Below are 25,053 nucleotides of genomic sequence, written 5' to 3'. Positions count from 1 at the left end.
TTATCAAGGTTGGAAGCATGGCTGTGATTCTCCAGCGAGGGCAAGTTACATCCGCTGGCAGAGGTGCGGGTCGCGCACCAGAAGACGTCGACAGACGCACGACGGCAAGCTACGCCGCCTGTGCAGCCGCCGTGCTGGGCCGCGCCGCCAGCACCCCCGACACCACCAAGCTCAACAACACCAACGGCAGCCCGACCCCAAACGTCCACCGTATCCCCCAATGCTCGGCCACAAAACCCAGCAGCGGCGGCGCCAGCAGGAAGGCCACGAACGCGAACTGCGCCAGCGACGCCACGTTGACCGCCGCGGGCCGGTCGGTGCGCTGCGCGGCGGCTGACATCGCCAGCGGGAACAGCGCGCTGGTGCCCACGCCCATCAGGCCGAAGCCGAGCAGCGCCAGCAGCGGCGACGGTGCGAAGAACACCAGCACATCACCGATCAGCAGCACCGTGAGCAGCGTGCGGGCCACGCCCAGCGGGCTGTGGCGCGCCACGTAGCCATCGGCAAAGTAGCGCGTCATGGCCTGCGTGAACGCACCTGTGGCCACCGCCACGGCGCCCATGAAGGGCGTGGCCGCGAAGGTGTCGCGCATGTAGATCGCCGACCAGTCGAAGCCCGCGCCTTCGAGCACCAGCGCCGACAGAGTGAGCACCACCAGCAGCATGATGGTGCCGGTGGGCCGCGCGAAATGTGGCGCGGGCGCAGCCTGGTCGGCCTGCACGCGATGCGGCGCAGGCTCGAAGCGGCCGAGCAGCAGAACGGTCATGACGAGCGACAGCGGCACCATCAGCGCCAGATGCCATTGCGGGCTGATCGCCAGCCACGCCGCCAGCGCGCCGATCGCGCCGGCGCCGAAGAAGCCGAAGCTCCAGAAGGCGTGCGAGCGGTTCATGATGCGCCGGCCCTGCTGGTGCTCGATGCGATCGGCCTCGAGGTTCACCACCACCTCGATCGCGCCGATGCTCAGGCCCGCCGGCAGCAGGCACAGGAACAGCGCCAGCGGCCCGCCGGCATGCGCGGCGATGGCATAGAACAGCGTCAGCAGCGGCGGCACGACCAGCAGCGTGCGGCGATGGCCGAAACGTTCGAGCAGCGGGCCGGAGAAGGTCAGCGAGATCATCGTGCCCACCGCCGCGCCGATCAGCCCGAGGCCGAGCTGGCTCTCGGTGACATCCATCGTGCGCTGCAGTTCACCCAGCCGCGGAAAGAAGCCGCCGAAGCCGAAGGCATAGAGAAAGAAGCTGGCGAAGACCCGCCGGTGCGGAGCGAGGTCGAGGCCCAGTCGATGGGCAAGGGAGAGAGGCAAGGTCACGCGGGAGACTCCGTTGGAGGACGCGGCAGCGGGCAGGTCGGCCCGCGACAGATCGGAAGTTGACACGCTTTCATGCCGCTCATTCTGGCCATGCCGACCGCGCGTTCTGATGACACTGGGGGACCACCGGAGTATTCGCCAAGTGTCCACACCCACCAGCTTCAGACAGCGCCTTCAGACGCTGGTCGCCGTCTCTCTGCTGGCCGTTCTGGCCTTTTCGGTCGCCACCGTCTGGATGACGCGCGATCAGATCACGAGCGGCCGCAAGGCGGTGCTGGTGGCCACGGTCGAATCGGCACACAGCCTCGTGATGAGCTTTCACGACCAGGCCAAGGCGGGCCGGATGTCCGACGAACAGGCGCGGGCGGCCGCCGTGGCGGCGCTGCGCGGCATCCGCTACGGCAACGGCGACTACGTCTACGTCTGGAGCCTGGAAGGCGTGGGCGTGATGCACCCGATCAAGCCGGAATGGGAAGGCCAGATGATGATCGGCAAGGTCAAGGACGGCACCGGGGGTGACGTGATCGGCGCCCTGTCGGCCGGCATGAAGGCCAGCCGCGACGGCACCGCCTTCGTCGAGACCCACTTTCCCCGCCCCGGCCATACCGAGCCGGTGGCCAAGCTGCAGTTCCTCAAGCAGGTGCCCGACTGGAACTGGATGGTGGGCTCGGGCCTGTACATGGACGACGTGAGCGCCGCGGTGCGCACCACCACGCTGCAGGTCGGCGCGCTCGCGGCCGCGATCCTGCTGGGCATCGGCGCCGTCTGCCTGTGGACCTACCGCGGCGTCCTGCACCAGCTGGGGGGCGAGCCTGCGCTGGCGGCACAGGTCATGTCGCAGGTGGCCCAGGGCCAGCTCGACATCGCCATCCCCACGGCACCGGCCGGCAGCCTGATGGACGACCTGCGACTGATGGTGCAGTCCTTGCGCGGCACCGTGTCGCAGGTGCGTGAAACGTCGGACAGCGTGAACCTGGCCGCCGGCGAGATCGCCAACGGCAATGCCGATCTCGGTGCCCGCACCGAGCAGACCGCGGCCAGCCTGCAACGCACCGCCAGTGCGATGGAGCAGCTCGTCAGCACGGTGCGGCACACGGCCGAGTCGGCCGGCAACGCCAACGCGCTGGCCGCCTCGGCCGCCGCCGAGGCCCAGCGCGGCGGTGCGGCCGTGACCGCCGTCGAGCACACGATGGGCGAGATCAACCAGTCCAGCGCCCGCATGGCCGACATCATCGGCACCATCGACGGCATCGCCTTCCAGACCAACATCCTCGCGCTCAACGCAGCCGTCGAGGCCGCACGTGCCGGCGAGCAGGGCCGCGGCTTCGCGGTGGTAGCCAGCGAGGTGCGCACGCTGGCGCAACGCAGTGCGGACGCGGCCAAGGAAATCCGCCAGCTCATCACCGCCAGCATCGACAAGGTGACCTCCGGCGCCCGCCAGGTGGGCGACGCCGAACGGACCATGCGCGACATCGTCGACTCGGTTCAACGGGTGTCGGCCATCGTCAGCGAGATCAGCGTGGCGTCTGCGCAGCAGAGCCAGGGCCTGTGCGACGTCAGCGGCGCGGTGTCGCAGCTCGAAGAGATGACGCAGCGCAACGCCGCGCTGGTCGAGCAGTCGGCCGCGGCGGCGCACAGCCTGCACGAACAGTCGCACCGACTCTCCGCCGCCATCAGCAGCTTCCAGGTCGACCGAAGCCTGGCGCCGGCCTGAGCAGCAGGCCCTCCACGGCCGGCACATCAACCGGCCACGCGCTCGACCCAGTCAGCCGCCAGCGTCACGCCGGCGCGCTGGCGCAGATCGGCCGACGAGGCGCCTGCGCGCAGCTCGAAACGCCCGGCTTCGGCGATCCAGGCCGCACGTGCTTCGTCGTAGGCGGCAAAGGCGCGCATGCCCAGCGACAGGCTCACGCGCCGAGCCTCCCCCGGCTGCAGCGTGACCTTGGCAAAAGCCTTGAGCTCCTGCGGCGGGCGGGCCAGCGAGCTGGCCTCGTCATGCACGTAGAGCTGCACCACCTCGCTGCCGGCGCGCGGGCCGGTGTTGCGCACCGTCAGCGTCGCGGTCAGCGTGTCGCCGGGCTGCAGCGTGCTGCGGTCGAGCGTCAGCCCCTCGAACACGAAGGTGGTGTACGACAGCCCGTGGCCGAAGGCGAACTGCGTGGCCAGGCCGCGCTGCTCGTAATGGCGGTAGCCGATGAACACGCCTTCGTCGTAGCGCACGTGGCCGTCGACGCCGGGGTAGACCTCGGGATTGCCGATCGCCACGCTGTTGTCGAGCCGCAGCGGCCAGGTCTGCGGCAGGCGGCCACCGGGTTCGGCGGCGCCGAGCAGCACGTCGGCGATCGCGTTGCCGCATTCCTGGCCGGGGTACCAGGCCTGCAGCACGGCGCCGACGTCCGCCAGCCACGGCAGCGTCACCGGCGAGCCGGTCTGCAGCACGACGACGGTGCGCGGGTTGGCCGCGGCCACACGCGCGATCAGCTCGTTCTGGCCGTGCGGCAACGTGATGCCTGTGCGGTCCAGGCCCTCGTTGTCCCACTCGGCGTTGAGGCCGGCGAAGACGATCGCGACATCCGCGTTGCGCGCAGCCTCGACCGCCGCCGCGATGTCGGCCTCACCGAGCACACGCGCCGCGCCGATGCGCAGCGCCGCGAAGCCGTGCGGGCCTTCGTCACCAGGTGCCAGCGGCATGACGCTGCTGAACTCGACCACCAGTTCGGCGACTTCGCCGGCGTGCATCGTGCGGCGATGGATGACCTCGTCGCAGCCGAAGGTGAAGTAGGTCTCGCCACGCTGCCAGCCGGTCCAGGCGTCGAGCACCGGCTCGCCGTTGAGCGTGGCGCGGGCGACGCCGGCGACGATCAGCGAGAAGGCGTGTTCGCCGTGTGCATCGGCCACGTAGCGCAGCGTGGTGCGCGCCGAGTAGTGCTGATCCGGCGCGATGCCTGGCGGCAGCGTGCCGATCCATTGGGCCTCGCTGTTGGGCACGGTCTGCGTCGCCACCACCGGGCCGCTGAGGTCGGCGCTGGCGTAGAGGTCGAGCGTCATCGGCTGCGCCAGCACCGGCGTGTAGCGGTGGATGTCGGCGCCGATGTGGTGACTGAAGTTGACACCCGGGCAGGCCGCACGCAGCGCGTCGGCCGGTGCGACGCGGTAAAACGCGTTCACGTTGGCGCTGCCGCCGCCCATGATCTGCGGCACCGTGGCGGCGCGGCCGATCAGCGCGACGGTCTGGCCGGCTTTGGGCGAGAGTGGCAACAAGGCGCCTGCGGCGCCGGGCAACGCGCCGGCCTCGTTCTTCAGCAGCACCGCGCCCTCGGCGCCGAGGCGGCGGATCAGCGCGCGGTGCGCGGGCAGGTCGTCGGCGCGTTCGGCCGGGATCACCGGGTCGGCGAAGCAGCCCAGGCGATCGGCCAACTGCAGCACGCGGCGGGCACAGGCGCGCACCGACGAGGCGAGCAGCCGCCCGTCCTGCACCGCGGCGACCACCTTGGCACCACGTTCGCGCGTCGGGCCGGGCATCTCCAGATCACAGCCGGCCAGCACGCTGTAGACGGTGTCGTGGCTGGCCATCCAGTCGGTCATCACCAGGCCGTCGAAGCCCCATTCATCGCGCAGCACTTCGGTGACGAGGCGGCGGTGGTCGGCCATGAAGGTGCCGTCGACGCGGTTGTAGCCGGTCATCACGGCCATCACGCCGGCCTCCTTGACGGCGCGCTCGAAGGGCACGAGGTAGAGCTCGCGCAGCGCGCGCTCGGGGATCTCCGAGCTCATGCTCATACGCTGGTATTCGCTCTCGTTGCCGACGAAGTGTTTGATCGTCGCGGCCACGCCCTGCGACTGCACGCCCTTGACATAGGCCACCGCCATCTCCGACGCCAGCCACGGATCCTCCGAATGGCACTCGAAGTTGCGGCCGTTGAACACCGTGCGCTGCAGGTTCACGGTAGGCGCCAGCAGCACGCGCGCCCCCTTCAGCTTGGCCTCGACGCCGAGCGCGGCGCCTGTCTCTTCGATCAGCGTCGGATTCCAGGTCGCGGCCAGGCCGATGCCGACGGGGAAACACGCCGTCTTGGGCCCGTCCTTGAAGATGCCGCCGCGCGCGCCGTTCGGACCGTCGGTCACCTTGAAGGCCGGCACGCCCAGCCGAGGGATGGTCACGGTGGTCCAGAAGTCGGCGCCGGCCAGCAGGCTGGCCTGCTCGTCGAGCGTCATCGCGTCGAGCAGTTCTTCGATCTTGTTCGTTTTCATCGGATGTTCCTTGATGCGTGGGTTCAGAGTGCGGTCCAGGCCGCATTGGCCGCGCCGCTGCGCAGCACCGCTTCGACGAAGGCCATGCTGCGCACGCCGTCGTCGAGGCCGGGTACGCGCGCGGGTGTGATCAGGCCCGCTTGCGCGTCGCGCACGTCCTGCGCGAAATCGCGGTAGAGCTGGGCGAAGGCTTCGAGGTAGCCCTCGGGATGGCCGGTGGGGATGCGGGTCGCTTCGGCCGCCACCGATGGCAACCCCGCCATGCCGCGCGTGAGGCGCCGGGCGGGTTGTCCGGCCGGATGAAAGGTCAGCTCGTTGGGCTGTTCCTGATCCCAGTGGATCGCGGCCTGGGTGCCGTAGATGCGGATGCGCAGGTGGTTCTCTTCACCACACGCGACCTGGCTGGCCCACAGCAGGCCGCGTGCGCCCGAGGCATAACGAAGCTGCACCTGGATGTGGTCGTCGACCCGCCGGCCGGCGACGAAGGTGGTGACGTCGGCACTCAGCTCGGCGGGGGCCATGCCGCTGATGAACTCGGCCAGTTGCGCGGCGTGCGTGCCGATGTCGCCCAGCGCACCGGCCGGGCCGTTGAGCGCCGGATCGGTGCGCCACGAGGCCTGCTTGTGTCCAATGACATGGCCAGTGGCTTCGAGCGGCGTGGCGAGCCAGTCCTGCGTGTATTCGACCTGCACGATGCGGATCTCGCCCAGCTCGCCGGCCGCCACCATCGCGCGTGCGGCGCGCACCAGCGGGTAGGCGCTGTAGTTGTGCGTCAGGCCGAAACGCACGCCGCGTGTCTTGACGCGTTCACGCAGATCCAGCGCATCGGCCAACGTGGTGGTGAGCGGCTTGTCGCACAGCACGTGGATCCCGGCGTCGATGAAGGCGCAGGCGACCGGGTGGTGCAGGTGATTGGGCGTGGCGATCGAAACCACCTCGATGCCGTCGGGCCTTGCAGCCTCGGCACGCGCCATCTCGCGGTAGTCGGCGTAGCAGCGATCGGGTGCCAGACCCAGCTCGGCGCCACTCGCGCGGGCGCGTTGTGGGTCGGACGACAGCGCGCCCGCCACCATCACGTACTGCCCATCCAGCCGCGCCGCGATGCGGTGCACCGCGCCGATGAAGGCGCCCTGCCCGCCGCCCACCAAACCCCATCGCAAGGGGCGTTTGAAGCTGTTGTCGCTCATCGTGTGTTCTCCCTTTGTCGGTTCAGCCGAGGCCCAACATGCGGCGGTTCGCGGCGTCGTCGGTGCCGCTGGCGGCGAAGTCGTCGAAGGCCCGTTCAGCCACGCGGATCAGGTGATCGGCGATGAACGGCGCGCCTTCGGCTGCGCCTTGTTCGGGGTGCTTGATGCAGCACTCCCACTCCAGCACCGCCCAGCCTCGGTAGCCGTGTTGCGTCAGCTTGCTGAAGATCGCGCGGAAATCGACCTGCCCGTCACCCAGCGAGCGGAACCGGCCCGCACGGTCTTTCCACGCTTGAAAACCGCCATAGACACCCATGCGGCCATTGGGCCGGAACTCGGCGTCCTTGACGTGGAAAGCCTTGATGCGCGAGTGGTAGAGGTCGATGTAATCGAGGTAATCCAGCTGCTGCAGCACGAAGTGGCTCGGGTCGTACAGCAGGTTGGCGCGCGGGTGCTGGTGCACGCGGTCGAGGAACATCTCGAAGCTCGCGCCGTCGCACAGGTCCTCGCCGGGATGGACCTCGTAGCAGACGTCGACACCGGCTTCGTCGAAGGCGTTCAGGATCGGCGTCCAGCGTTTGGCGAGTTCGTCGAACGCGGCTTCCACCAGCCCGGCCGGGCGCTGCGGCCACGGGTAGAGGTAGGGCCAGGCGAGCGCGCCGCTGAAGGTGGCGTGGGCGTTCAGGCCCAGCCGCATCGAGGCGCGGGCTGCGAGCTTCAACTGCTCGATCGCCCAGGCCGTGCGCTCGGCCGGTTTGCCACGCAGCGCCTCGGGCGCGAAGCCGTCCATCGGCAGGTCGTAGGCCGGGTGCACGGCCACGAGCTGGCCTTGCAGGTGCGTCGACAGCTCGGTGATGACGAGGCCGTGCTCTGCCAACTGGCCGCGCACCTCGTCGCAATAGGTCTGGCTCTCGGCCGCGCGGGCGAGGTCGAACAGGCGCGCGTCCCAGCTCGGGATCTGCACGCCCTTGTAGCCGAGCGACGCGGCCCAGCGGCCGATCGCCGGCAGGCTGTTGAACGGCGCGGTCTCGCCCGCGAATTGCGCCAGGAAGATGCCCGGGCCCTGGATGCTGCTGTTCACGTGGAGGCTCCTTCGGCTTCAGGCCAGGTGCTGCTGCATGAAGGCCTGGCTGCCGCGCAGCGTGGCGGCGAAGTCGCTCGGGTGATCGTGTTCGAACACCACCAGCTCGACGCGGCTCCTGAGGTGCGCCAGCAGCGCCGTCCACGGCACGATGCCCTGGCCGAGCGTGGCCCAGCCGTCTTCGTTCACGGCGGTGCCGGGTGGCGCGATGTCCTTGGCGTGCACACAGATCAGGCGCTCGGCCAGGCGATCCAGCCACACCCACGGATCGGCGCCGGCACGCGCCACCCAGCCGAGATCGGCCTCCCATCGCAGCTGCTCGGGCGTGGTCTCGGAGAAGATCCATTCGAGCGCGGTGCGGCCCTCGTAGCCGAGGAACTCCCAGTCGTGGTTGTGATACGCCAGCTGCAGGCCGGCGGCACGCACGGCATCGCCCAATGTGGCGAGGCGGCGGCTGATGGCGCGCCAGCCTTCGGCGGTGGCGGGGCGTTCGCCCATCGGCAGCCAGGGCATGACGACCAGCGGGCAGCCGGTCAGGCGGCAGGCTTCGAGCACGGTCGCGATGTCGCTCTCCAGCAGTGCGATGCCGGCGTGCATCGACGACACCTTGAGTCCGTGCGAGGCGATCTTGTGTGCAAAGGCCTGCGGCGCAAGGCCGTGCGTGGCGACGGTTTCCACCCACTCGAAACCGCATCGGCGCGCGAGTGCGAGCTGGGCATCGAGGTCGCCGGCTTCGCGGATCGAATAGATCTGGACTGAAATCTTCATGCTCATCTCCCGGGTTCAGAACAGCTTGGCCTCGAGCGGCGCGGGGCGCTCGCAGGTGGTCGTGATGCGCTGCGGACGGCCGGTGCGGGCGGCGTCCAAGGAGCGCTCCATGACTTCGAGAACGTGCAGCGCCATCGACTCGCTGCAGCGGTGCGGCCGACCGGCTTCGATGGACTGCGCCATGTCGATCAGGCCGATGCCACGCGAATTGGTGGTGTACGGGCGCTTGTCGGTCAGGCGCGACCAGGCGTCCTTCTGGCGCGCGAACTTGACGCTGCCGCCGAACAGGTTGGGGTCGTGGCAGAGGATGCTGCCGTCGTCGCCGTAGAGCTCCATCGGCGTGTGGCCGTGCTGCCAGACGTCGAAGCTGACCGTCAGCACGATCTGCGCGCCACTGGCGAAAGTCAGGTGGCTGATCACGTGGGTCGGCACGTCGACCTCGATGGTCTTGCCGGCGTTGTCGCCGAACGGGATCACGCGGGTCTTGTGCGTGGTGTGCGCTGTGCCGCTGACGCTGGCGACCGGGCCGAGGTGGTGCACCAGGTGCGTCACGTAATAGGGGCCCATGTCGAACATCGGGCCGGCGCCGGGCTGGTAGAAGAAGGCCGGATTCGGGTGCCAGTGGTCGGGGCCGTGGCTCATGAAGTGGGCCGTGCCGTGGCGGATGGTGCCCACCGTGCCGGCGTCGATCAGCGCGCGCGTGGCCTGCGCGCCGGCACCGAGAAAGGTGTCGGGCGCGCAGCCGATGCGCAGCTTCTTGCGCTTGGCCAAGGCCACCAGCTCCTTGCCCTGCGCAAAGGTGGCGGCGAGCGGCTTCTCGGTGAAAAAGTGCTTGCCCGCCGCGAGCGCCTTCATGCCGACGTCGTGGTGGGCGAGCGGCGGCGTCAGGTTGAGGATGAGATCGGCGTCGCTGGCCAGCAGCGCGTCGATGGTCATTGCCTGCAGGCCGGACTCGGCGGCACGCGCCTGCGCGGCGGCGGGCTGGGCATCGGCCAGGCCGACGATGCGCAGCTGGCGACTGCGCTTGAGGGTGCGCAGGTAGGCGGGGAAGATGTTGCCGGCACCGATGATGCCGAGGGCGAGGGTCATGCGCGGGCGCTCCGTGGTTCGAGGGTCGACAAGGACCACCGACGAGACGCGCCCAGGGCCGGCCGGCCCGCGGCGCGCTCAGGCGGCGATCGGAATGTCCAGGTCGCGCGGTGCCTTGCGCAGGTGCGGGCCATCGCCCACCGACTGCCGCCACACCACGCCGGACGGGAATTCACGCTGCACCGGCAGCGCAAGGCCATAACAGAGGTTGATCAGGAAGCGGCAGCCGTTGACGGCGACGCTCTCGATCGGGATGCGCACGGTGGTCAGCGGCGGCGTGCTGTAGGCGGCGATCGCGCTGTCGTCGAAGCCGATCACCGACAGGTCGTCGGGCACGCACAGGCCGGCCTGGAAGAACGCCGAGATCGCGCCCATCGCCATCTGGTCGTTGGCGCAGAACACGGCGGTGTAGGCGCGCCGCGGGCTCATCAGCAGCTCGCGGGCGGCGAGCGCGCCACTGGCGATCATGAAGTCGCCATCGACCTGATGGGCGCGCTTGAGCTTGACGCCATGTTGCGCCAGCTCGTCGCGAAAGCCCGCCATGCGGGCCTCGTTGTCGGGCGCGTTGTGCGGGCCGCTGATGGTGGCGATGTCGCGGTGGCCGCGTTGCAGCAGCGCACGCGCCGCCAGCCGGCCGGCCTGGCCGTGATCGGTGGTGAAGCAGTGAGCGGCGATGGCCGGCACGCGGCGGTTGAGCAGCACCAGGCGCTCGCAGCGGCGCTGCAGCTCGATCACGTCGTCGTCGGTGAGGTCGTTGCTCAGCACCAGGACGCCGTCGCACTCGCGCTGGATCAGGAAGTCGACACCGTCGAGCGCCTGCTGGCGCCGGTCGCCGTGGCCGCAGCCGTTGGCCGCGACCATGTGGCGATCGACCGCCCGCAGTTCGGCGTCGATGGCACCGAGGATCGGGCCGTAGAAGCTGCCCTCGAAATGCGGCACGTAGACACCCAGCATGCCCTGCGTGCGCAGCGACAGCGCGCGTGCGGTGTGGGACGGCCGGAAGTCGAGCTCGCGCACCGCCTGCTGCACGCGCGCCAGCGTTTCAGGCGCCACCGCGCCGCGCCCCGAGATCGCGCGCGAGGCGGTGCCGATGCCCACGCCCGCGAGTCTTGCTACGTCCTTGATGGTCGCCATGACGCTGCTCTTGCCCTGTGATGAAGGGTGGCGATCTTAGGCAGCTCAGAGCCGCTGCTGGCTGTCCGCGTCGAACAGCGACAGGCCGCTGGCATCGACCGCCAGGCCGATCTCGCTGCCTTCGACCGGCAGCGCCGTGGCTTCGAGGTTGACCGACAGCGACACGCCGGCCGCATCGAGCCACACCACCTGATTGGCGCCCATCGGCTCGACCAGCGAGACCCGCGCCCGCGCCACCGCGCGCTCGTCGTTCGGCGCCACCAGCTGCATCGACTCGGGCCGCACGCCCAGCACCACACGCTGGCCATTCACCGGCGTGTTGGCGAAGGCATAACGCGAGACGTCGATCGGCAGCGCGGCGGCTTCGAAACGCACCTCGCCACGCGACACCGCGAGCTGGCCTTCGATGAAGTTCATGCTCGGCGAGCCCAGGAAGCCGGCAACGAACATGTTGCTCGGCCGCGCGTAGATCACCGCGGGGGTGTCGATCTGCTGGATCTTGCCGGCCTTCATCACCGCGATGCGGCTGGCCAGCGTCATCGCCTCGACCTGGTCGTGCGTGACGTAGACCATCGTCGCGCCGATGTCCTTGTGCAATTGCTTGAGCTCGCGGCGCAGCTCGCTGCGCAGCTTGGCGTCGAGGTTGGAGAGCGGCTCGTCGAACAGGAACACGCCCGCATCGCGCACCAGCGCACGGCCGATCGCCACCCGCTGGCGCTGGCCGCCCGACAGGTGGGCGGGCTTGCGCTGCAGCAGCTCGGTCAGGTGCAGCATCTCGGCGGCCTTCTTGACGCGCGCCTCGATCAGCGCCTTGTCGACCCCGGCGATGCGCAGGCCGAACGACATGTTGCGCTCCACCGTCATGGTCGGATAGAGCGCGTAGCTCTGGAACACCATGCCGATGCCGCGGTCCTTGGGGTCGGCCCAGGTGACGTCGTTGCCGCCGATCGCCATGCTGCCGTCGTGCACGTCGATCAGGCCGGCGATGCTGTGCAGCAGCGTCGACTTGCCGCAGCCCGAAGGCCCGAGCAGCACCAGGAACTCGCCGTCGGCGACCTCGAGGTTGAGCTTGCTGATGATGTCGACACCGCCCAGGCGGATGTCGAGGTCCTGGATCTGCACGTTGGCCATGACGAGTCCTTGTTTGCCGTGTCTTGCCGGTTCAGCCCTTGACCGCGCCGGCGGCGATGCCGCGCACGAACCAGCGGCCCGACACCAGGTAGATCACCAGCGGCACCATCGACGTCAGGATGGTCGCGGCCATGTTGACGTTGTAGGCGCGCTCGCCCTGGGTGCTGTTGATGATGTTGTTGAGCTGCACCGTCATCGGCAGGTTCTCGCGGCCGGCGAACACCAGGCCGAGGATGAAGTCGTTCCAGATGCCCGTGACCTGCAGGATCACCGCCACCACGATGATGGGCAGCGACATCGGCAGCATCAGCTGCAGGAAGATGCGCCAGAAGCCGCCGCCGTCGATGCGCGCGGCCTTGAACAGCTCCTCGGGCACGCTGGCGTAGTAGTTGCGAAACAGCAGCGTCATCACCGGCATGCCGAAGATGGTGTGGATCAGCACGATGCCCGCCAGGCTGCCGAACAGGCCCAGCGCGGCGAGCGCCTTGACCAGCGGAAAGATCACCACCTGATACGGCACGAAGGTGCCCAGCATCAGCACGCCGAACAGCGCACCGGCCCACTTCACGCGCCAGAACGACAGCGCGTAGCCGTTGACCGCGCCGACGAAGATCGACAGCACCGTGCTCGGCACGACGATGCGCATCGAGTTCCAGAAGCCGACGCTGATGCCTTCGCAGTTGAGGCCGGTGCAGGCGCTCGACCAGGCGATCGCCCAGGCCTCGACGCTGGGCGTCTGCGGCAGCGCGAAGATGTCGCCGAGCCGGATCTCGCTCATGGGCTTGAGCGAGGTGACGATCATCACGTAGAGCGGCAGCAGGAAGAAGACCGCCGCCATGATCAGGAAGCCATAGATGCCGAGCCGGGCGGGCGTGACGTGGCGCTTCCAGGCCGCACGGCGCTGGCGTTCGCGCGCCATCGTCTGGCGCGACAAGGCCGTGTCCATCGGGGTGTTCAGCTGCGCGCTCATGCGGCTCTCCCGGCATTGCGCGCGGCGTGCGAGCGGGCATACCACCAGGGCGCCAGCAGGGCCAGAACGGTCAGCAGCATCACGGTCGATGCGGCCGAGGCCAGGCCGATGTTGGCGCGGTTGAAGAGGTGGTCCATGATGAACTTGGCCGGCACTTCGCTGGCGTCGCCAGGGCCGCCCTGCGTCATCGCGACCACTGCGTCATAGACCTTCACCACCGCCACCGACAGCAGCACGAAGGCCGTGCCCACCGAGGGCGCGAGCTGCGGCAGCACGATGTTGGCGTAGTAGCGCCAACGCGGCACACCCTCGATGCGGGCGGCCTTCCAGAGCTCTTCGTCGACGCCGCGCAGGCCCGCCAGCAGGATCGCCATCACCAGCCCGCTGGCCTGCCAGACGGCGGCCAGCACGATGCAGTACATGACCTTGTCCTGCGTGACGATCCAGTCGAAGGTGAAGCTCTCGAAACCCATCAACCGCACGCTGGCCTGGATGCCCAGCTGCGGGTTGAGCATCCACTGCCAGATCAGCCCGGTGGCCACGAAGGACATCGCGTACGGGTACAGGAAGATGGTGCGGAACACGCCTTCGAGCCGTACCCGCTGGTCGATGAACACCGCCAGCAGGAAGCCGATCACGAGACAGCAGCTCACGAACAGCACGCCGAACAGCGCCACGTTGTGCAGCGAGACGATCCAGCGGTCGGTGTTGAACAGGCGCTCGTATTGCGCGAAGCCGACGAAGTCGTCGCGCGCAAAGGTCTTGGCGCTGCTGAACGACACCCGCACCGACCACAGCACCGTGCCGACATAGGCCAGCACGACGGTGAGAGCCATCGGGATCAGCGCGATCGAGGCGGCCCAGCTGCGGCGGCTGCGCCTGCGCTTGGGATTGGAATGGATCTGGGCCATGCGAACCTCGCCCTTCGGTTGGAAATGGCCCGGCGTGGCCGGGCCTGCCGCCTGTCCAGCCTCAGCCCTTGACCGCGTTCTGCAGCGCCTTGACGGCGTCATCCACGCTCTGGTTGGTGTTCCAGAACTTCGACAGCACGTCCTGCACCGCGCCGACCCTGTCCGGGCTCATCAGCGCGTCGGGGTTGGCGATGTGGCGGGCCGGGTTCTTCATCGCGGTCACGCCGGCCTGGGCGCAGACGTCCATCGCCGCCATGTCGACGTCGGTGCGGATCGGGATCGAGCCCTTCTTGTTGTTGAAGGCCACCTGCGCGGCCGGCGAGGTCATCACCGTGGCCAGCTTCTGCTGCGCGGCGATGGCCGCGGCATCGCTGGTCTTGGGGAAGACGAACACGTCGCCCGCAATCACGTAGGGCGACGTCGGGCCGAAGCCGGCCATGCAGCCGAACTCCTTGCCCGCCGTCTGCTTGGCGGCGACGAACTCGCCCTTGGCCCAGTCGCCCATGATCTGGAAGCCGGCCTTGCCGGTGATGACCATCGCGGTGGCGTCGTTCCAGTTGCGGTTGGGCGAGCCGGCGTCGGTGTAGCCCTTCAGGCGCTTGAAGTCGGCCAGCACCTTGCGAAACGCCGGGGTCGCGATGGTGGCGGCATCCTGGCCTTCGTAGAACTTCAGGTACAGGTCCTTGCCACCCGAGTGCAGCAGCACCGAGTAGAAGGTGATGTGCTCCTGCCAGCCCTGTCCGCCCAGCGCCAGCGGCACCAGGCCGGCGGCCTTCAGCTTGTCCATCGCGGCAAAGAATTCATCGAAGGTCTTGGGCTCGGCCGCACCGGCCTTGGCCAGGGCCGCCTTCGAATACCAGAACCAGGTCGGGTTGTGGATGTTGACCGGCGCGGCGTAGTAGTGGCCCTTGACCTTCACCATCTTGAGCACCGGCGCGGGCAGCAGCTTGTCCCAGCCCTCCTTGATGGCCACGGCGTCGATGTTGTTGAGCAGGCCTTCGTCGATGACGTCGAAGTACTGCTTGGAGGTGTTGAACTGCGCCGCCACGGGCGGGTTGCCACCGGCGATGCGGCTCAGCGCAGAGGCCCGCGCGGCTTCGCCACCGGCCACCGCCGAGTCGACCCAGTTGCCGCCGGCCTTGTTGTAGGCCGCCGCGAACTCCTTGATGGCCGCCGATTCGCCACCCGACGTCCACCAGTGGATCACTTCGGCTTTTTGCGCCTGGGCGGCGCCGGCCAGGCCCAGGCCGGCGAGCAGCGCGGTGAGCAGTCGGATGGTGCGTGTGGTCATGGTTCAGTCTCCTGTTGTCGTGGGGGTCGTCGGATCGAAGTCGGGCTTCCGGCCCGCGGGCCTGCCGGCGCGGCAGGCGGTGTACCGGCTCAGCCCTTGCGCTGCGCCAGGTAGTGCTGGAACAGCAGCGCGCTGTCTTTCAGGGTGCGCTGCTGGGTGGCGTAATCGACATGCACCAGGCCGAATCGGCGCTCGTAGCCGAAGGCCCACTCGAAGTTGTCCATCAGCGACCAGATGTAGTAGCCGCGCACGTCCACGCCGGCGTCGATGGCGCGACTGATGGCAGCGAAATGGCGCTGCAGGAAGCTCTGGCGCTGCGCATCGTCCACACGCGGGCCGTTGGGGCCATTCACCACGCGGTCATCGCTGCTCATGCCGTTTTCGGTGATGTAGATCGGCGGCAGGTTCGGGTAGCTGGTGTGGAAGCCGCGCAGCAGGTCTTCGAGGCCTTGCGGGTACACCTCCCAGCCCATCTGCGTGCGCTCGACGTCGGGCCGCGTGACCTCGGTGTAACCGTGTGCGCCGTCGCTTTGCACGGTGCTGCGGAAGTAGTAGTTGATGCCGAGAAAATCGAGCGGCCCGCTGATGGTGGCCAGGTCGCCGTCGAGCACCAGCGGCTCGGTGCCGGGCCAGAGCTTGAACAGGTCCTGCGGGTAGCTGCCCTTGAGCAGCGGCTGCAGCACCCAGTCGTTGTGCTGCAACTCGAACAAGCGTGCGGCCTCGTGGTCGGCGGCGCTGTCGCCCAGCGTGCTGCCGCGGCCGACGTTGGCGACGATGCCGCGCTGCGCCTGCGGGTCGTTGGCCGCGAGCGGCGCCAGCGCCAGGCCGTGCGCCAGCAGCAGGTGATGCATCGCCTGCGTGGCGTAGCGGCCGTTGGCCAGGCCCGGTGCGTGATGGCCGTTGCCGTAGCCGAGGAAAGCCGAGCACCACGGCTCGTTGAGCGTGGCGTAGGCGTTCACACGGCCCGACAACTCACGGCTGACGAGGTCGGCGTAGTCGGCAAAACGATAGGCCGTGTCGCGGTTGAGCCAGCCGCCGCGGTCTTCGAGGTGCTGCGGCAAGTCCCAGTGATACAGCGTGGCCATGCACTTGACGCCACGCTCGGCGAGGCGGTCGAGCAGGCGCTTGTAGAAGTCGAGCCCGGCCTGATTCGGCCGGCCATCGGCGTGCATCACGCGTGGCCAGGCGATCGAGAGGCGGTAGGCGTCGACACCCAGGTCGGCGATCAGGTCGACATCCGATTCCCAGCGGTGATAGTGGTCGCAGGCGAGCGCGCCGGTCTCGCCCCTGAGCACCTTGCCGGGCGTGGCACAGAAGGTGTCCCAGATGCTCGGCAGACGGCCGTCGGCATCGATGGCGCCCTCGATCTGGTAGCTGGCGGTGGCCACGCCCCAGACGAAATCCCGACGGTTCATGGCCGAGCCTGCAGGGGGCGCGATCGGGTTGGCGGCGGCGTTGGGTGGCATGTTCATTTGTTTGGAATCGGTTCCACTGGAATCGATTCCAACAGCAGCCGCATTCGGTTGCATCCGGACTTACCCGAAAGCGGACGTCAATCGAGTTACAGGCCTGTCGAGCGGCGTTCAGCGCGGCAGAACGATGGCGTGATCGGCGTCGAAGTCGATGCCGACCGACTCGCCGCGCCGGCAGGTCGGCCCGTCGGCAGGACCGAACACCAGCAGTTCACCCCACGGCGAAGTGAACAGGTATTCGATGTGGCTGCCCAGGTAATCGGCGCGCCGGCACTGGCCGTCGAACAGGCCTTGTCCGGCCGCCACGATGCGCAGCCGATGTGGCCGCAAGGCCAGCGTGGCGGGGCCCGCTCGCAGGCCACCGACGCCCACTGGCACGGCGACGGCGCCGGCCTCGAACCGCGCGCCAGATCCGGCCGAGATGACGCGGCCGTCGACCAGGTTGGCATCGCCGATGAAGTCGGCCAGGAAGCGGCTGGCCGGTGCCTCGTACAGCTCGTGCGGCGTGCCCTGCTGGGCGATGCGCCCGCCGTCCATCACGATCACTCGGTCGGACACCGCCAGCGCCTCGCTCTGGTCGTGCGTGACGTAGAGCACCGTCAGCGCGAGCGATTGCTGGAGCTCGCGGATCTCCTGCCGCACGCGCCGGCGCAGCTTGGCGTCGAGGTTGGACAGCGGCTCGTCGAACAGCAGCACCGCGGGTTCGAGCACCAATGAGCGCGCCACCGCCACGCGCTGCTGCTGGCCGCCGGACAACTCCGATGGCAGGCGCTGTTCGAGCTCGCCGAGGCCGAGCATCCTGAGCTTGTCGCGCGCCAGTTCGCGCGCTCGGGCCTTGTGTGCGCCACCGGAGATCGGGCCGTAGCAGACGTTCTCGAGCACGTTCATGTGCGGGAACAGCGCGTAGGACTGGAACACCATGCTGACGTCGCGCTCGTTGGCGGCGCGGTTCGTCACGTCGACGCCGCCGATGCGGATGCTTCCTCCCGACACCGCCTCCAGCCCCGCCACCATGCGCAAGGTGGTGGTCTTGCCGCAGCCCGAGGGGCCGAGCAGCGTGACGAGTTCGCCGGGTGCGATGGTGAACGAGACCTCGTTGACCGCGGTGAAGTCGCCGTAGCGTTTGCTGACGCGGTCGAACACCACGCCGCCGCCGGTCGCCGGCTGTTTCACCGCTTGGTCTGGCCGTCGTGTCTCGTGTGGCATCTCAATGTCCCGTGACGATCACGCCACCCGTCTTGCGGCGGCCCAGGCGGGCCTCGCCGGTGGCGCGCTGCAGGAGCAGCAGCACCGTCAGCATGAAGGCGATCAGCACCATCGAATAGGCGATCGCCAGCGGGTATTCACCCGCCTCGACGCGACCGATGATGTAGACCGTGGCGAGGTTGTACTTGGCCGTGGCCAGGAAGATCACCGCGCTGACCGCCGTCATCGCGTGCGTGAAGCTGAAGACCAGCGTGGTCAGGATGGCGGGCCTGAGCAGCGGTAGCACCACGCGGCGCAGCGTTTGCAGGGTGTCGGCGCGCAGCGTCGATGACGCCTCGTCGAGGCTCCTGTCGATCTGCGCCAGCGCCGCGATGCCGGTGCGCACGCCCACCGGCATGTTGCGGAACACGAAACACAGCACCAGGATCGCGATGCCGCCGGTCAGCTCCAGCGGCGGCACGTTGAAGGCGACGATGTAGGACACGCCGATCACCGTGCCCGGCACCGCGAAGCTCACCAGCGTCAGGAACTCGAACGACGCCCGGCCGGCGAACCGATGCCGCGTGATGACGTAGGCCGACAGCAGCCCGATCACCGCGGTGATCGGCGCGGCGATCGCGGCCACCTCGATGGTGGTGAAGAAGCTGTCCCAGGCCGAGCCAGTGAACGCCAGCCCGCGCTCGCCCCACTCGATGCCGAAGCCGGCGCCGATGTGGGCCAGCGACAGCGTCATGTCGCCGCGGCCGACGTCCTTGACGAAGCCGCCCACCGCGATCACCGCGTAGCAGGCCAGCGTGAAGGCGATCCACAACCACGACAGCGAGACGCAGCCGATGCGCAGGCCGGTGGGCAACGCAGCGGGCAAGCCGCCATCACCCTTGCCGCTGACGGTGACGTACGAGGCCCGCCCGAGCCAGCGCTGCTGCAGCCAGAACGCCGCCAGCGTGAAGGCCAGCAGCACGGCGGCCAGCCCCGCGGCGCGGCCAGGGTCGTGCTGTGCACCGGCCACGGCGAAGAAGATCTTGATCGACAGCACCTCGAAGTTGCCGGCCAGCACGATCGGGTTGGCGAAGTCGGCCAGGCTCTCGACGAAACCGAGCAGGAAGGCGTTGGCCAACGCCGGGCGCAGCAGCGGCCAGGTGACGCTGCGGAAGACCCGTGCCCTGGAGGCGCGCAGCGTCTGCGCCGCCTCTTCGAGCGACGGGCTGACGGCAGCCAGCGCGCCGCTCAGGATCATGAACGCGATCGGCGTGAACGACAGCAGCTGCGCCAGCGTGACGCCCGGCAGGCCGTAGATCCAGCGCGAACGTGGCAGGCCGAAGGCGCTGCTCAACCAGCCGGTGACGAGGCCGGTGCGGCCGAACAGCACGACAAGGGCGAGCGCGATCACGAACGGCGGCGTGACGATCGGCAGCACCGCCATCAGCTTGAACACCCGGCCCTGGCCCTGCGTGCCACCGGCACGGCCACGCTGCGCGGCCAGCGCCAGCGCCAGGCCGAGCAAGGTCGACAACAGGCCGACGATGCTCGCCAGCAGCAGCGAGTTGACCGCCACCCCGCAGCGCGAACCGCCGGCCAGGCAATCGAGGCTCCAGATGTCAGGCGCGAACAGGCGCTGCGCCGCCAGGCTCGGCGCGAAGCCGCCCTGATCGTCGAGCAAGGCCGCAAACAGCGAGCGCCCGACGGGATAGAAGATGAACAGCAGCAGCAGCGTGGCGATGACGACCACGATCGTCGCCACCGTCACGTCGCCGCCGAAACGCCCGCGCCGCGCCAACCAGCGCGCCAGCCCGAAGGCCAGCAGCAGGATCGCCGCCAGCCAGACCCAGGACGCGGCTGCGCCGCTCACTTGGGCAGCGTCGAGACTTCAGCGTCCCACTTGCCCAGCAGGCGCTTGCGTTCGGCTGACGAGCCGTACTTGGCGAAGTCGTAGTTGATCAGCTTGATATCGGCCAGCTTGGGCGCGGCGGCGGGCACCGGCGCGGCCTTGTTGGACGGCACCTGGTAGCTCACCTTGTTGGCCGCGCCGATCGCCTGGCCTTCGACCGACAGCGCCCAGTCGTACCAGAGCTTGGCGTTGGCCATGTTCTTGGCGCCCTTGACGATGCTCATGCTGCCGATCTCGTAGCCGGTGCCTTCGCAGGGCGAGACGATCTTGACCGGCGCGCCGCCCAGCGCCTGGATCACCGCGTCGTGCTGGAAGGTGATGCCGACCAGGCTCTCGCCGGTGGCCGCAGCGCGCGCCGGTGCGGCGCCGCTCTTGGTGTACTGGTTGACGTTCTTGTGCAGCGCCTTCAGGTAGTCGAAGGCCTTGGCCTCGCCCATGATCTGCACCAGCGTGGCGAGCATGGTGTACGAGGTGCCCGACGAGTTCGGGTTCGCCACCTGCACCTCGTCCTTGAACGCGGGCGTGGTGAGGTCGGCCCAGCACTTGGGTTCGGGCAGACCCCGTTTCTTCAGCTCGTCGGTGTTGTAGCTGTAGCCGAGGGCGCCGGCGTAGATGCCCACCGTGCGGTACTTCGACTGCTCGGCCTGGCGCACCGCCCAGTCCTGCAGTTCGGCCAGCTTGGGCGACTTGTAGGGCTCGGTCAGGCCTTCTTCGGCGGCCTGCATGTGCGGGTCGCCGGTGCCGCCCCACCAGATGTCGCCGCGCGGGTTGGCGGCCTCGGCCTTGAGCTGGGCATAGAACTCGCCCGAGCTCTTGCGTGTCATCGAGACCTTGATGCCAGTGCTCTTCTCGAAGGCGGCGACCATCGGCCGGCACCACTCTTCCTGCACGGTGCAATACACCACCAGCTCACCCTGTGCGGCAGCAGAAAGCGGCGCCAGCAGGGCGCCGAGCAGCGTGGCGGCGGCGAGCATCGAATGGGTTTTCATGGTGTCTCCTCGGGGGGTCGATCGGGTCGGGCCGGCTCAGGCCAACTCGGCAATGTCGATCACGCGCGCCAGTTCGTCGCCCAGCGCGTGGTTGGTGGCGATCAGGGCATTGCCGGCGGTGATCGCATCACCGGCAAAAAAATCATTCACGCGGCCACCGGCCTCGGTCACGAGCAGGATGCCGGCAGCGCAATCCCAGCTGTTGATGTGCATCTCGCAATAGGCCTCGATGCGCCCGGCCGCGACGTCGGCCAGGCCGAGCGCGCCCGAGCCCGAGCGGCGCATCGCGCAGCCGGCGTGCATGACGCGGCCGACCAGCGCCAGGTAGTCGGCCGTGCTGCGCCGCACCGACCAGCCGCATTCGACCGTGGCCGCGCCGATGTCGGCGCAGGGGCTGACGGCGAGCCGCACGTCGTTCATCCAGGCGCCCTGGCCGCGTTCGGCGCTGTAGAGCCGATCGTGCGACGGGTCGTGCAGCGCGCCGACCGTCGGCACGCCGTGTTCGAGGTAGCCGATCGAGACGCAGTAGTGCGCGATGCCACGCGCGTAGTTGGCGGTGCCGTCGATCGGGTCGATGATCCAGACCCGCTCGCCGGGCTCGCCGCCGTCTTCCTCGCCGATCACGGCGTCGTCGGGGTAACGCGCGGCGATGGCGGCGCGCACGTGGCGCTCGACCGCGCGGTCCATCTCGGTCAGCACGTCGTGGCGGCCCTTCATCGACGTGGGCGAGGTGCCGAAGCCGGTGTGGGCGATGCGCCCGGCTTCCTGGGCCAGCTGTCGGCAGAACGCGAGTCGGGACATGGTGGGCACCTTCGGGGCGGCGGGTTCGTCTGCGCGGGGCAGCGACCGGCCTGGACCTGTTTCGGTCCATGCTAGCGGGCCATCGGCGGCTGCGAGCGGGTGACTTCACCCGGATTAACCCGTGGCTGCCAGCAGGGGTGTTGCTCGGCCAGGCCACGCATCGCGCGAGGCCTGCTCTACTGGCGGCAATCCCTTGTCTGGAGGTTCGATCATGTCGCTCACCACTGCCGACCTGGCTCGCCCGAACCGCCGCGAGGCGATCGTCCGCATCGCCGCGCTGTGGGCCGGCGTCGGCGGCGCGACGGTGCTCGGCAGCGGCTGCAACAGCGATGGCAACGGCAATGCGGCACCGGCCGCCGCGCCCAGCGGCTTCACGCCGGTCGTCACCACGCTCACCAGCGCCCTGTCCAGCCCGTGGGGGATGGATTTCCTCCCCGACGGCCGCATGCTGGTCACGCAAAAGGGCGGCTCGATGGTGATCCTGAGCGCCGACGGGAGCAGCATCGTCGGCAACGTCAGCGGTGTGCCGGCGGTGGTGTCGGCCGGCCAGGGCGGGCTGCTCGATGTCGTGCTCGACCCCGATTTCGCGACCGACCCGTGGGTCTACTGGGCGTACGCCGAAGCGGGCACCGGTGGCAGCGGCACGGCCGTGGCGCGTGGCCGGCTGGTCGGCGCCGCGCTGCAGGACGTGGCGGTGATCTTCCGCCAGGCGCCCAAGCGGTCGGGCAGCAGCCACTTCGGCTGCCGGCTGGTGTTCCGGGCCGACAAGACGCTGTTCATCACGCTGGGCGACCGCCAGGCCGACAGCCCCTCGAACCCGACCGCCGACCACGCGCAGAACCTCGCCAGGACGCTCGGCAAGGTGGTGCGCATCCGGCGCGACGGCAGCATCCCCGGCGACAACCCGCGCTTTGCCGCGGCGGGCGCCTTGCCGGGCATCTGGAGCTACGGCCACCGCAATCCGCAGGGTGCGGCGATCCATCCGACCACAGGCGAGCTGTGGCTGGTCGAACACGGCCCGCAAGGCGGCGACGAGCTCAACCGCGTGCTGCCCGGCCACAACCACGGCTGGCCGCTGCGCAGCTACGGCTGCCCCTACGGCTCGTTTCCCGGCGCGGGCTGCCAGGTCGCCGGCGGCACCCACGCGCCCGACTACGACGAGCCGGTGTCGTACTGGGTGCCGACCTCGATCGCGCCGTCGGGCCTGGCCTTCTACAGCGGCGACAAGTTCCCCGAGTGGCAGGGCAACGCCTTGCTCGGCGCGCTGGCCGGCACGGCGCTGTGGCGGGTGGTGCTCGACGGCAACGCCGAGGTCGGGCGCGAGCGCCTGCTGGCGGATCTGGGCGAGCGCATCCGCTGCGTGCGCCAGGGGCCCGACGGCTGGCTCTATCTGCTGACCGACAGCGGCCGGCTGCTGCGGCTGACGCGCTAGCAAGGCGCGCAACTTGCAGCGATCGCGGCATGAACACCTTCATCCGCGTCGCCGAAGTCTGGACCCCCTCGCCGGACGGTTCGCCGCTCGAATGGGCCGGGGGCATTTATGGTGCGGCGCCCGTCTTTGGTGCCATCAGCCGCACCCTTTGTTTCGGTCGCGGCGAGGGACTGCCCGGCCATGCCTGGGACGAGGGCCGGCCGATCCTGCTGCGCCAGTTCGAGGGCTCATATTTCCGCCGCACGAAGGTCGCCCGGGACGCCGGGCTGAACTGCGCGGTGGCCTTGCCGATCTTTCGTGGCACGCAGCTCACCTCGGTGGTGGTGCTGCTGTGCGGCGCGCCCGAGGCGCACGCCGGCGCGATCGAGCTGTGGCACAACGACCCGCGGCTGACCTCCGACCTGACGCTGGCCGAAGGCTATTTCGGCAGCAGCGGCGCCGAGCTCGAAGCGCTCAGCCGCGACACCTACCTGCCCCGCGGCTCGGGCCTGCCGGGCATGGCCTGGCAGCGCGACAGCGCCGTGTTCATGGACCAGCTCGACACGTCGAGCCGCTTCCTGCGGGCCCAGACCGCCGCCACCGCCGGCATCGTGCGCGCCCTGGCGATGCCGTGTTCGACGCGCGACCACCAGAGCTGGATCCTGAGCCTGCTGTCGTCGTCGAGCACGCCGATCGCACGCCGGGTCGAGAGCTGGCTGCCCGACGAATCGGGCCAGGCGCTGACACGCGCCTTCGGCTTCTGCGAGCGCGCGGGCACCTTGGCCGCCGGCGGGGCCAGCCTGGCCGCCGGCACAGGCCCGATCGGACAGGCCTACGCCACCGGCACCGCGGTAGCGCTCGACCCGATCGGGACTGCGCCCGATGGCGCGCCGGGCCTGACCGCCGTGCTGGCGATCCCGCTGCTGTCCGACGACGCCGTCACCGAGGTGCTGGCCCTGTACTTCTGAGGCGCCGTCGCGGCCGCCGCTCTCAGCGCCGCTTGACGCCCACCGAGTAGCGCCCGGTGCCGCCGCTGCGGTCGTAGTGGCGCACCTGCACGAAGTAGTCGCCGGCCAGCAGCGGCGCCGAGATGCGCGGGTTCAGGCCGAAGCCGCTGTCGTCGTCCTCGGCCAGCAGTGCGGTCGCGCTGTTCGGGCCGAACAGCTTCATGTAGACGTCGGTGATGCCCATGGTCTCGATGACGTAGACGCCGTTCGTGTCGGCATGGAAGCGGAACAGGTCCTCCTCGCCGGCCTTGCCGATGCTCGCGCTGATGCGCGAGGCGCCCACCGTCAGCGGCGTGGCCGCGGGCAGGCCGGGCTGGGTCTTGGGGTACATGCGCGCGCCGGCCACGAACTCGCGGTCCAGCGCCGACAGCACCTCGTTGGCGTGCGTGGCCACGCCGTTGAGCGTCCACTCGGCCGGAAACGCGTACAGCATGATCGAGTCCGGATCGAACTGCGTGCCGTTGATCTGGTCCATCCCGTACTTGAAGAAGACGTTGTGGCGGGTGGTCGCCTCGTCCCAGAAGTTGGGCGGGCCTGCCAGCGAGCGGATCACCGCCTGCTCGTTCCACTGGATGCCACCGGCCGGACTCGAATGTTCGTGCGCCAGTCCGATGGCGTGGCCGAACTCGTGCGCCGCGGTGCCGCCGTCCATGAAACCGAGGTTCATGGTCGCCTGGTTGAACGGGATGCTGCGCGCGTCGGTGCCGAGCATCGACCAGGCACCGTCGTTGCCGTCGTAGCTGATGCGGATCTCGGCCTCGGGCGCGTTGCCGAAGTCGAACTTCAGGTTGCACACCGCCGACCACCAGCCGGCCTGCTCGCGGGTGCGGGCCTGTTCGGCGGCCGTGCCGCCCATGAAGCGCACCCGCAGGGTCGAGCCGTTGATCCACGTCTTGCCCTTGGGCGATATCGCACGCGTGCGCCCGCCGGGGCCGGCGAGGGTGGCCTGCGGGCGCAGCAGGTCACGCGGCAGGATGCGGTCGAAGCAGCATTTCGGAGCAGCCATGGCGATCTCCTCTTTCATCGGTTTCAGGGGTGCGATCACTGTGTCGGAACACCCGCCTCGACGACGTGAGCGCTTGTAACGCGTTGACCAAAGACACATCGGGACGGGCCACCCTGACGGCCACGCGGCCGGCCCGCCTTGCGTTGCA

The 25,053-nt window shown here is 69.3% G+C and carries 20 protein-coding genes; 3 read left to right on the top strand and 17 right to left on the bottom strand.

Translation table 11 applies throughout. From position 1 onward, the window contains the following. Window positions 1-109 precede the first annotated feature (109 nt). Window positions 110-1,312: an MFS transporter gene (locus LCHO_RS21560; RefSeq protein ID WP_012349324.1), complete on the bottom strand. Its 1,203-nt coding sequence runs from the start codon at window positions 1,310-1,312 to the stop codon at window positions 110-112. A 142-nt stretch (window positions 1,313-1,454) separates the two neighbouring features. Here LCHO_RS21560 and LCHO_RS21555 point away from each other — a divergent pair, with 142 nt between their 5' ends. Next, on the top strand, window positions 1,455-3,026 hold the full coding sequence (locus LCHO_RS21555; RefSeq protein ID WP_043704577.1) for a methyl-accepting chemotaxis protein: 1,572 nt from the start codon (window positions 1,455-1,457) through the stop codon (window positions 3,024-3,026). A 26-nt stretch (window positions 3,027-3,052) separates the two neighbouring features. Here LCHO_RS21555 and LCHO_RS21550 read toward each other — a convergent pair whose 3' ends face one another. The 15 genes from LCHO_RS21550 to LCHO_RS21480 form a co-directional block, all read right to left on the bottom strand. After that, window positions 3,053-5,563 (bottom strand): glycoside hydrolase family 3 C-terminal domain-containing protein, encoded by a 2,511-nt coding sequence (locus LCHO_RS21550; protein ID WP_012349322.1) that lies wholly within the window; start codon window positions 5,561-5,563, stop codon window positions 3,053-3,055. A 23-nt stretch (window positions 5,564-5,586) separates the two neighbouring features. Further along, the gene (locus tag LCHO_RS21545; protein ID WP_012349321.1) at window positions 5,587-6,750 is read right to left on the bottom strand and encodes a Gfo/Idh/MocA family protein; all 1,164 of its coding nucleotides are present in this window, start codon (window positions 6,748-6,750) and stop codon (window positions 5,587-5,589) included. Between the two features lie 22 nt (window positions 6,751-6,772). Continuing rightward, entirely contained in the window at window positions 6,773-7,831 is a 1,059-nt protein-coding gene (locus tag LCHO_RS21540; RefSeq protein ID WP_012349320.1) for a sugar phosphate isomerase/epimerase family protein, read from the bottom strand. Between the two features lie 18 nt (window positions 7,832-7,849). Further along, on the bottom strand, window positions 7,850-8,599 hold the full coding sequence (locus LCHO_RS21535) for a sugar phosphate isomerase/epimerase family protein (protein ID WP_012349319.1): 750 nt from the start codon (window positions 8,597-8,599) through the stop codon (window positions 7,850-7,852). Between the two features lie 15 nt (window positions 8,600-8,614). Then, complete coding sequence (locus LCHO_RS21530; RefSeq protein ID WP_012349318.1) at window positions 8,615-9,688, bottom strand: Gfo/Idh/MocA family protein; 1,074 nt, start codon at window positions 9,686-9,688, stop codon at window positions 8,615-8,617. 78 nt (window positions 9,689-9,766) lie between these two features. Then, the gene (locus LCHO_RS21525; protein WP_012349317.1) at window positions 9,767-10,822 is read right to left on the bottom strand and encodes a LacI family DNA-binding transcriptional regulator; all 1,056 of its coding nucleotides are present in this window, start codon (window positions 10,820-10,822) and stop codon (window positions 9,767-9,769) included. A gap of 45 nt (window positions 10,823-10,867) precedes the next feature. After that, complete coding sequence (locus LCHO_RS21520; RefSeq protein ID WP_012349316.1) at window positions 10,868-11,953, bottom strand: ABC transporter ATP-binding protein; 1,086 nt, start codon at window positions 11,951-11,953, stop codon at window positions 10,868-10,870. 31 nt (window positions 11,954-11,984) lie between these two features. Next, entirely contained in the window at window positions 11,985-12,872 is an 888-nt protein-coding gene (locus tag LCHO_RS21515) for a carbohydrate ABC transporter permease (RefSeq protein WP_223210577.1), read from the bottom strand. 47 nt (window positions 12,873-12,919) lie between these two features. Beyond that, window positions 12,920-13,834, bottom strand: coding sequence for a carbohydrate ABC transporter permease (locus LCHO_RS21510; RefSeq protein ID WP_012349314.1), 915 nt, complete (start codon window positions 13,832-13,834; stop codon window positions 12,920-12,922). 61 nt (window positions 13,835-13,895) lie between these two features. Continuing rightward, on the bottom strand, window positions 13,896-15,125 hold the full coding sequence (locus LCHO_RS21505) for an ABC transporter substrate-binding protein (protein WP_012349313.1): 1,230 nt from the start codon (window positions 15,123-15,125) through the stop codon (window positions 13,896-13,898). 89 nt (window positions 15,126-15,214) lie between these two features. Further along, a complete protein-coding gene (locus LCHO_RS21500) occupies window positions 15,215-16,597 on the bottom strand; it encodes a GH1 family beta-glucosidase (RefSeq protein WP_012349312.1) in 1,383 nt (460 codons plus the stop codon). Between the two features lie 111 nt (window positions 16,598-16,708). Continuing rightward, on the bottom strand, window positions 16,709-17,770 hold the full coding sequence (locus LCHO_RS21495; protein WP_043704573.1) for an ABC transporter ATP-binding protein: 1,062 nt from the start codon (window positions 17,768-17,770) through the stop codon (window positions 16,709-16,711). Between the two features lie 34 nt (window positions 17,771-17,804). Further along, window positions 17,805-19,652: an ABC transporter permease gene (locus LCHO_RS21490; RefSeq protein ID WP_012349310.1), complete on the bottom strand. Its 1,848-nt coding sequence runs from the start codon at window positions 19,650-19,652 to the stop codon at window positions 17,805-17,807. Beyond that, window positions 19,649-20,680, bottom strand: coding sequence for an ABC transporter substrate-binding protein (locus LCHO_RS21485; RefSeq protein ID WP_012349309.1), 1,032 nt, complete (start codon window positions 20,678-20,680; stop codon window positions 19,649-19,651). Before LCHO_RS21485 ends, LCHO_RS21490 begins: the two co-directional genes overlap by 4 nt. A 36-nt stretch (window positions 20,681-20,716) precedes the next feature. Continuing rightward, a complete protein-coding gene (locus LCHO_RS21480; RefSeq protein ID WP_012349308.1) occupies window positions 20,717-21,481 on the bottom strand; it encodes an inositol monophosphatase family protein in 765 nt (254 codons plus the stop codon). 211 nt (window positions 21,482-21,692) lie between these two features. Between LCHO_RS21480 and LCHO_RS21475 the strand changes: the two genes are divergently transcribed. Continuing rightward, window positions 21,693-22,913, top strand: a complete 1,221-nt coding sequence (locus tag LCHO_RS21475) for a PQQ-dependent sugar dehydrogenase (RefSeq protein ID WP_012349307.1) — start codon at window positions 21,693-21,695, stop codon at window positions 22,911-22,913. 29 nt (window positions 22,914-22,942) lie between these two features. Next, window positions 22,943-23,860 carry a GAF domain-containing protein gene (locus tag LCHO_RS21470; RefSeq protein WP_012349306.1) on the top strand — a complete coding sequence of 306 codons (918 nt, stop codon included), beginning with the start codon at window positions 22,943-22,945 and terminating at the stop codon, window positions 23,858-23,860. A 22-nt stretch (window positions 23,861-23,882) separates the two neighbouring features. On the opposite strand, the gene LCHO_RS21465 is transcribed toward LCHO_RS21470, so the two are convergent. Continuing rightward, a complete protein-coding gene (locus LCHO_RS21465) occupies window positions 23,883-24,905 on the bottom strand; it encodes a M12 family metallopeptidase (RefSeq protein WP_012349305.1) in 1,023 nt (340 codons plus the stop codon). Between the last annotated feature and the right edge of the window lie 148 nt (window positions 24,906-25,053).

The sequence above is a fragment of the Leptothrix cholodnii SP-6 genome (genome assembly GCF_000019785.1).
Taxonomy (GTDB): Bacteria; Pseudomonadota; Gammaproteobacteria; order Burkholderiales; family Burkholderiaceae_C; genus Sphaerotilus; species Sphaerotilus cholodnii.
This window is presented reverse-complemented; position numbering and strand designations above follow the sequence as displayed.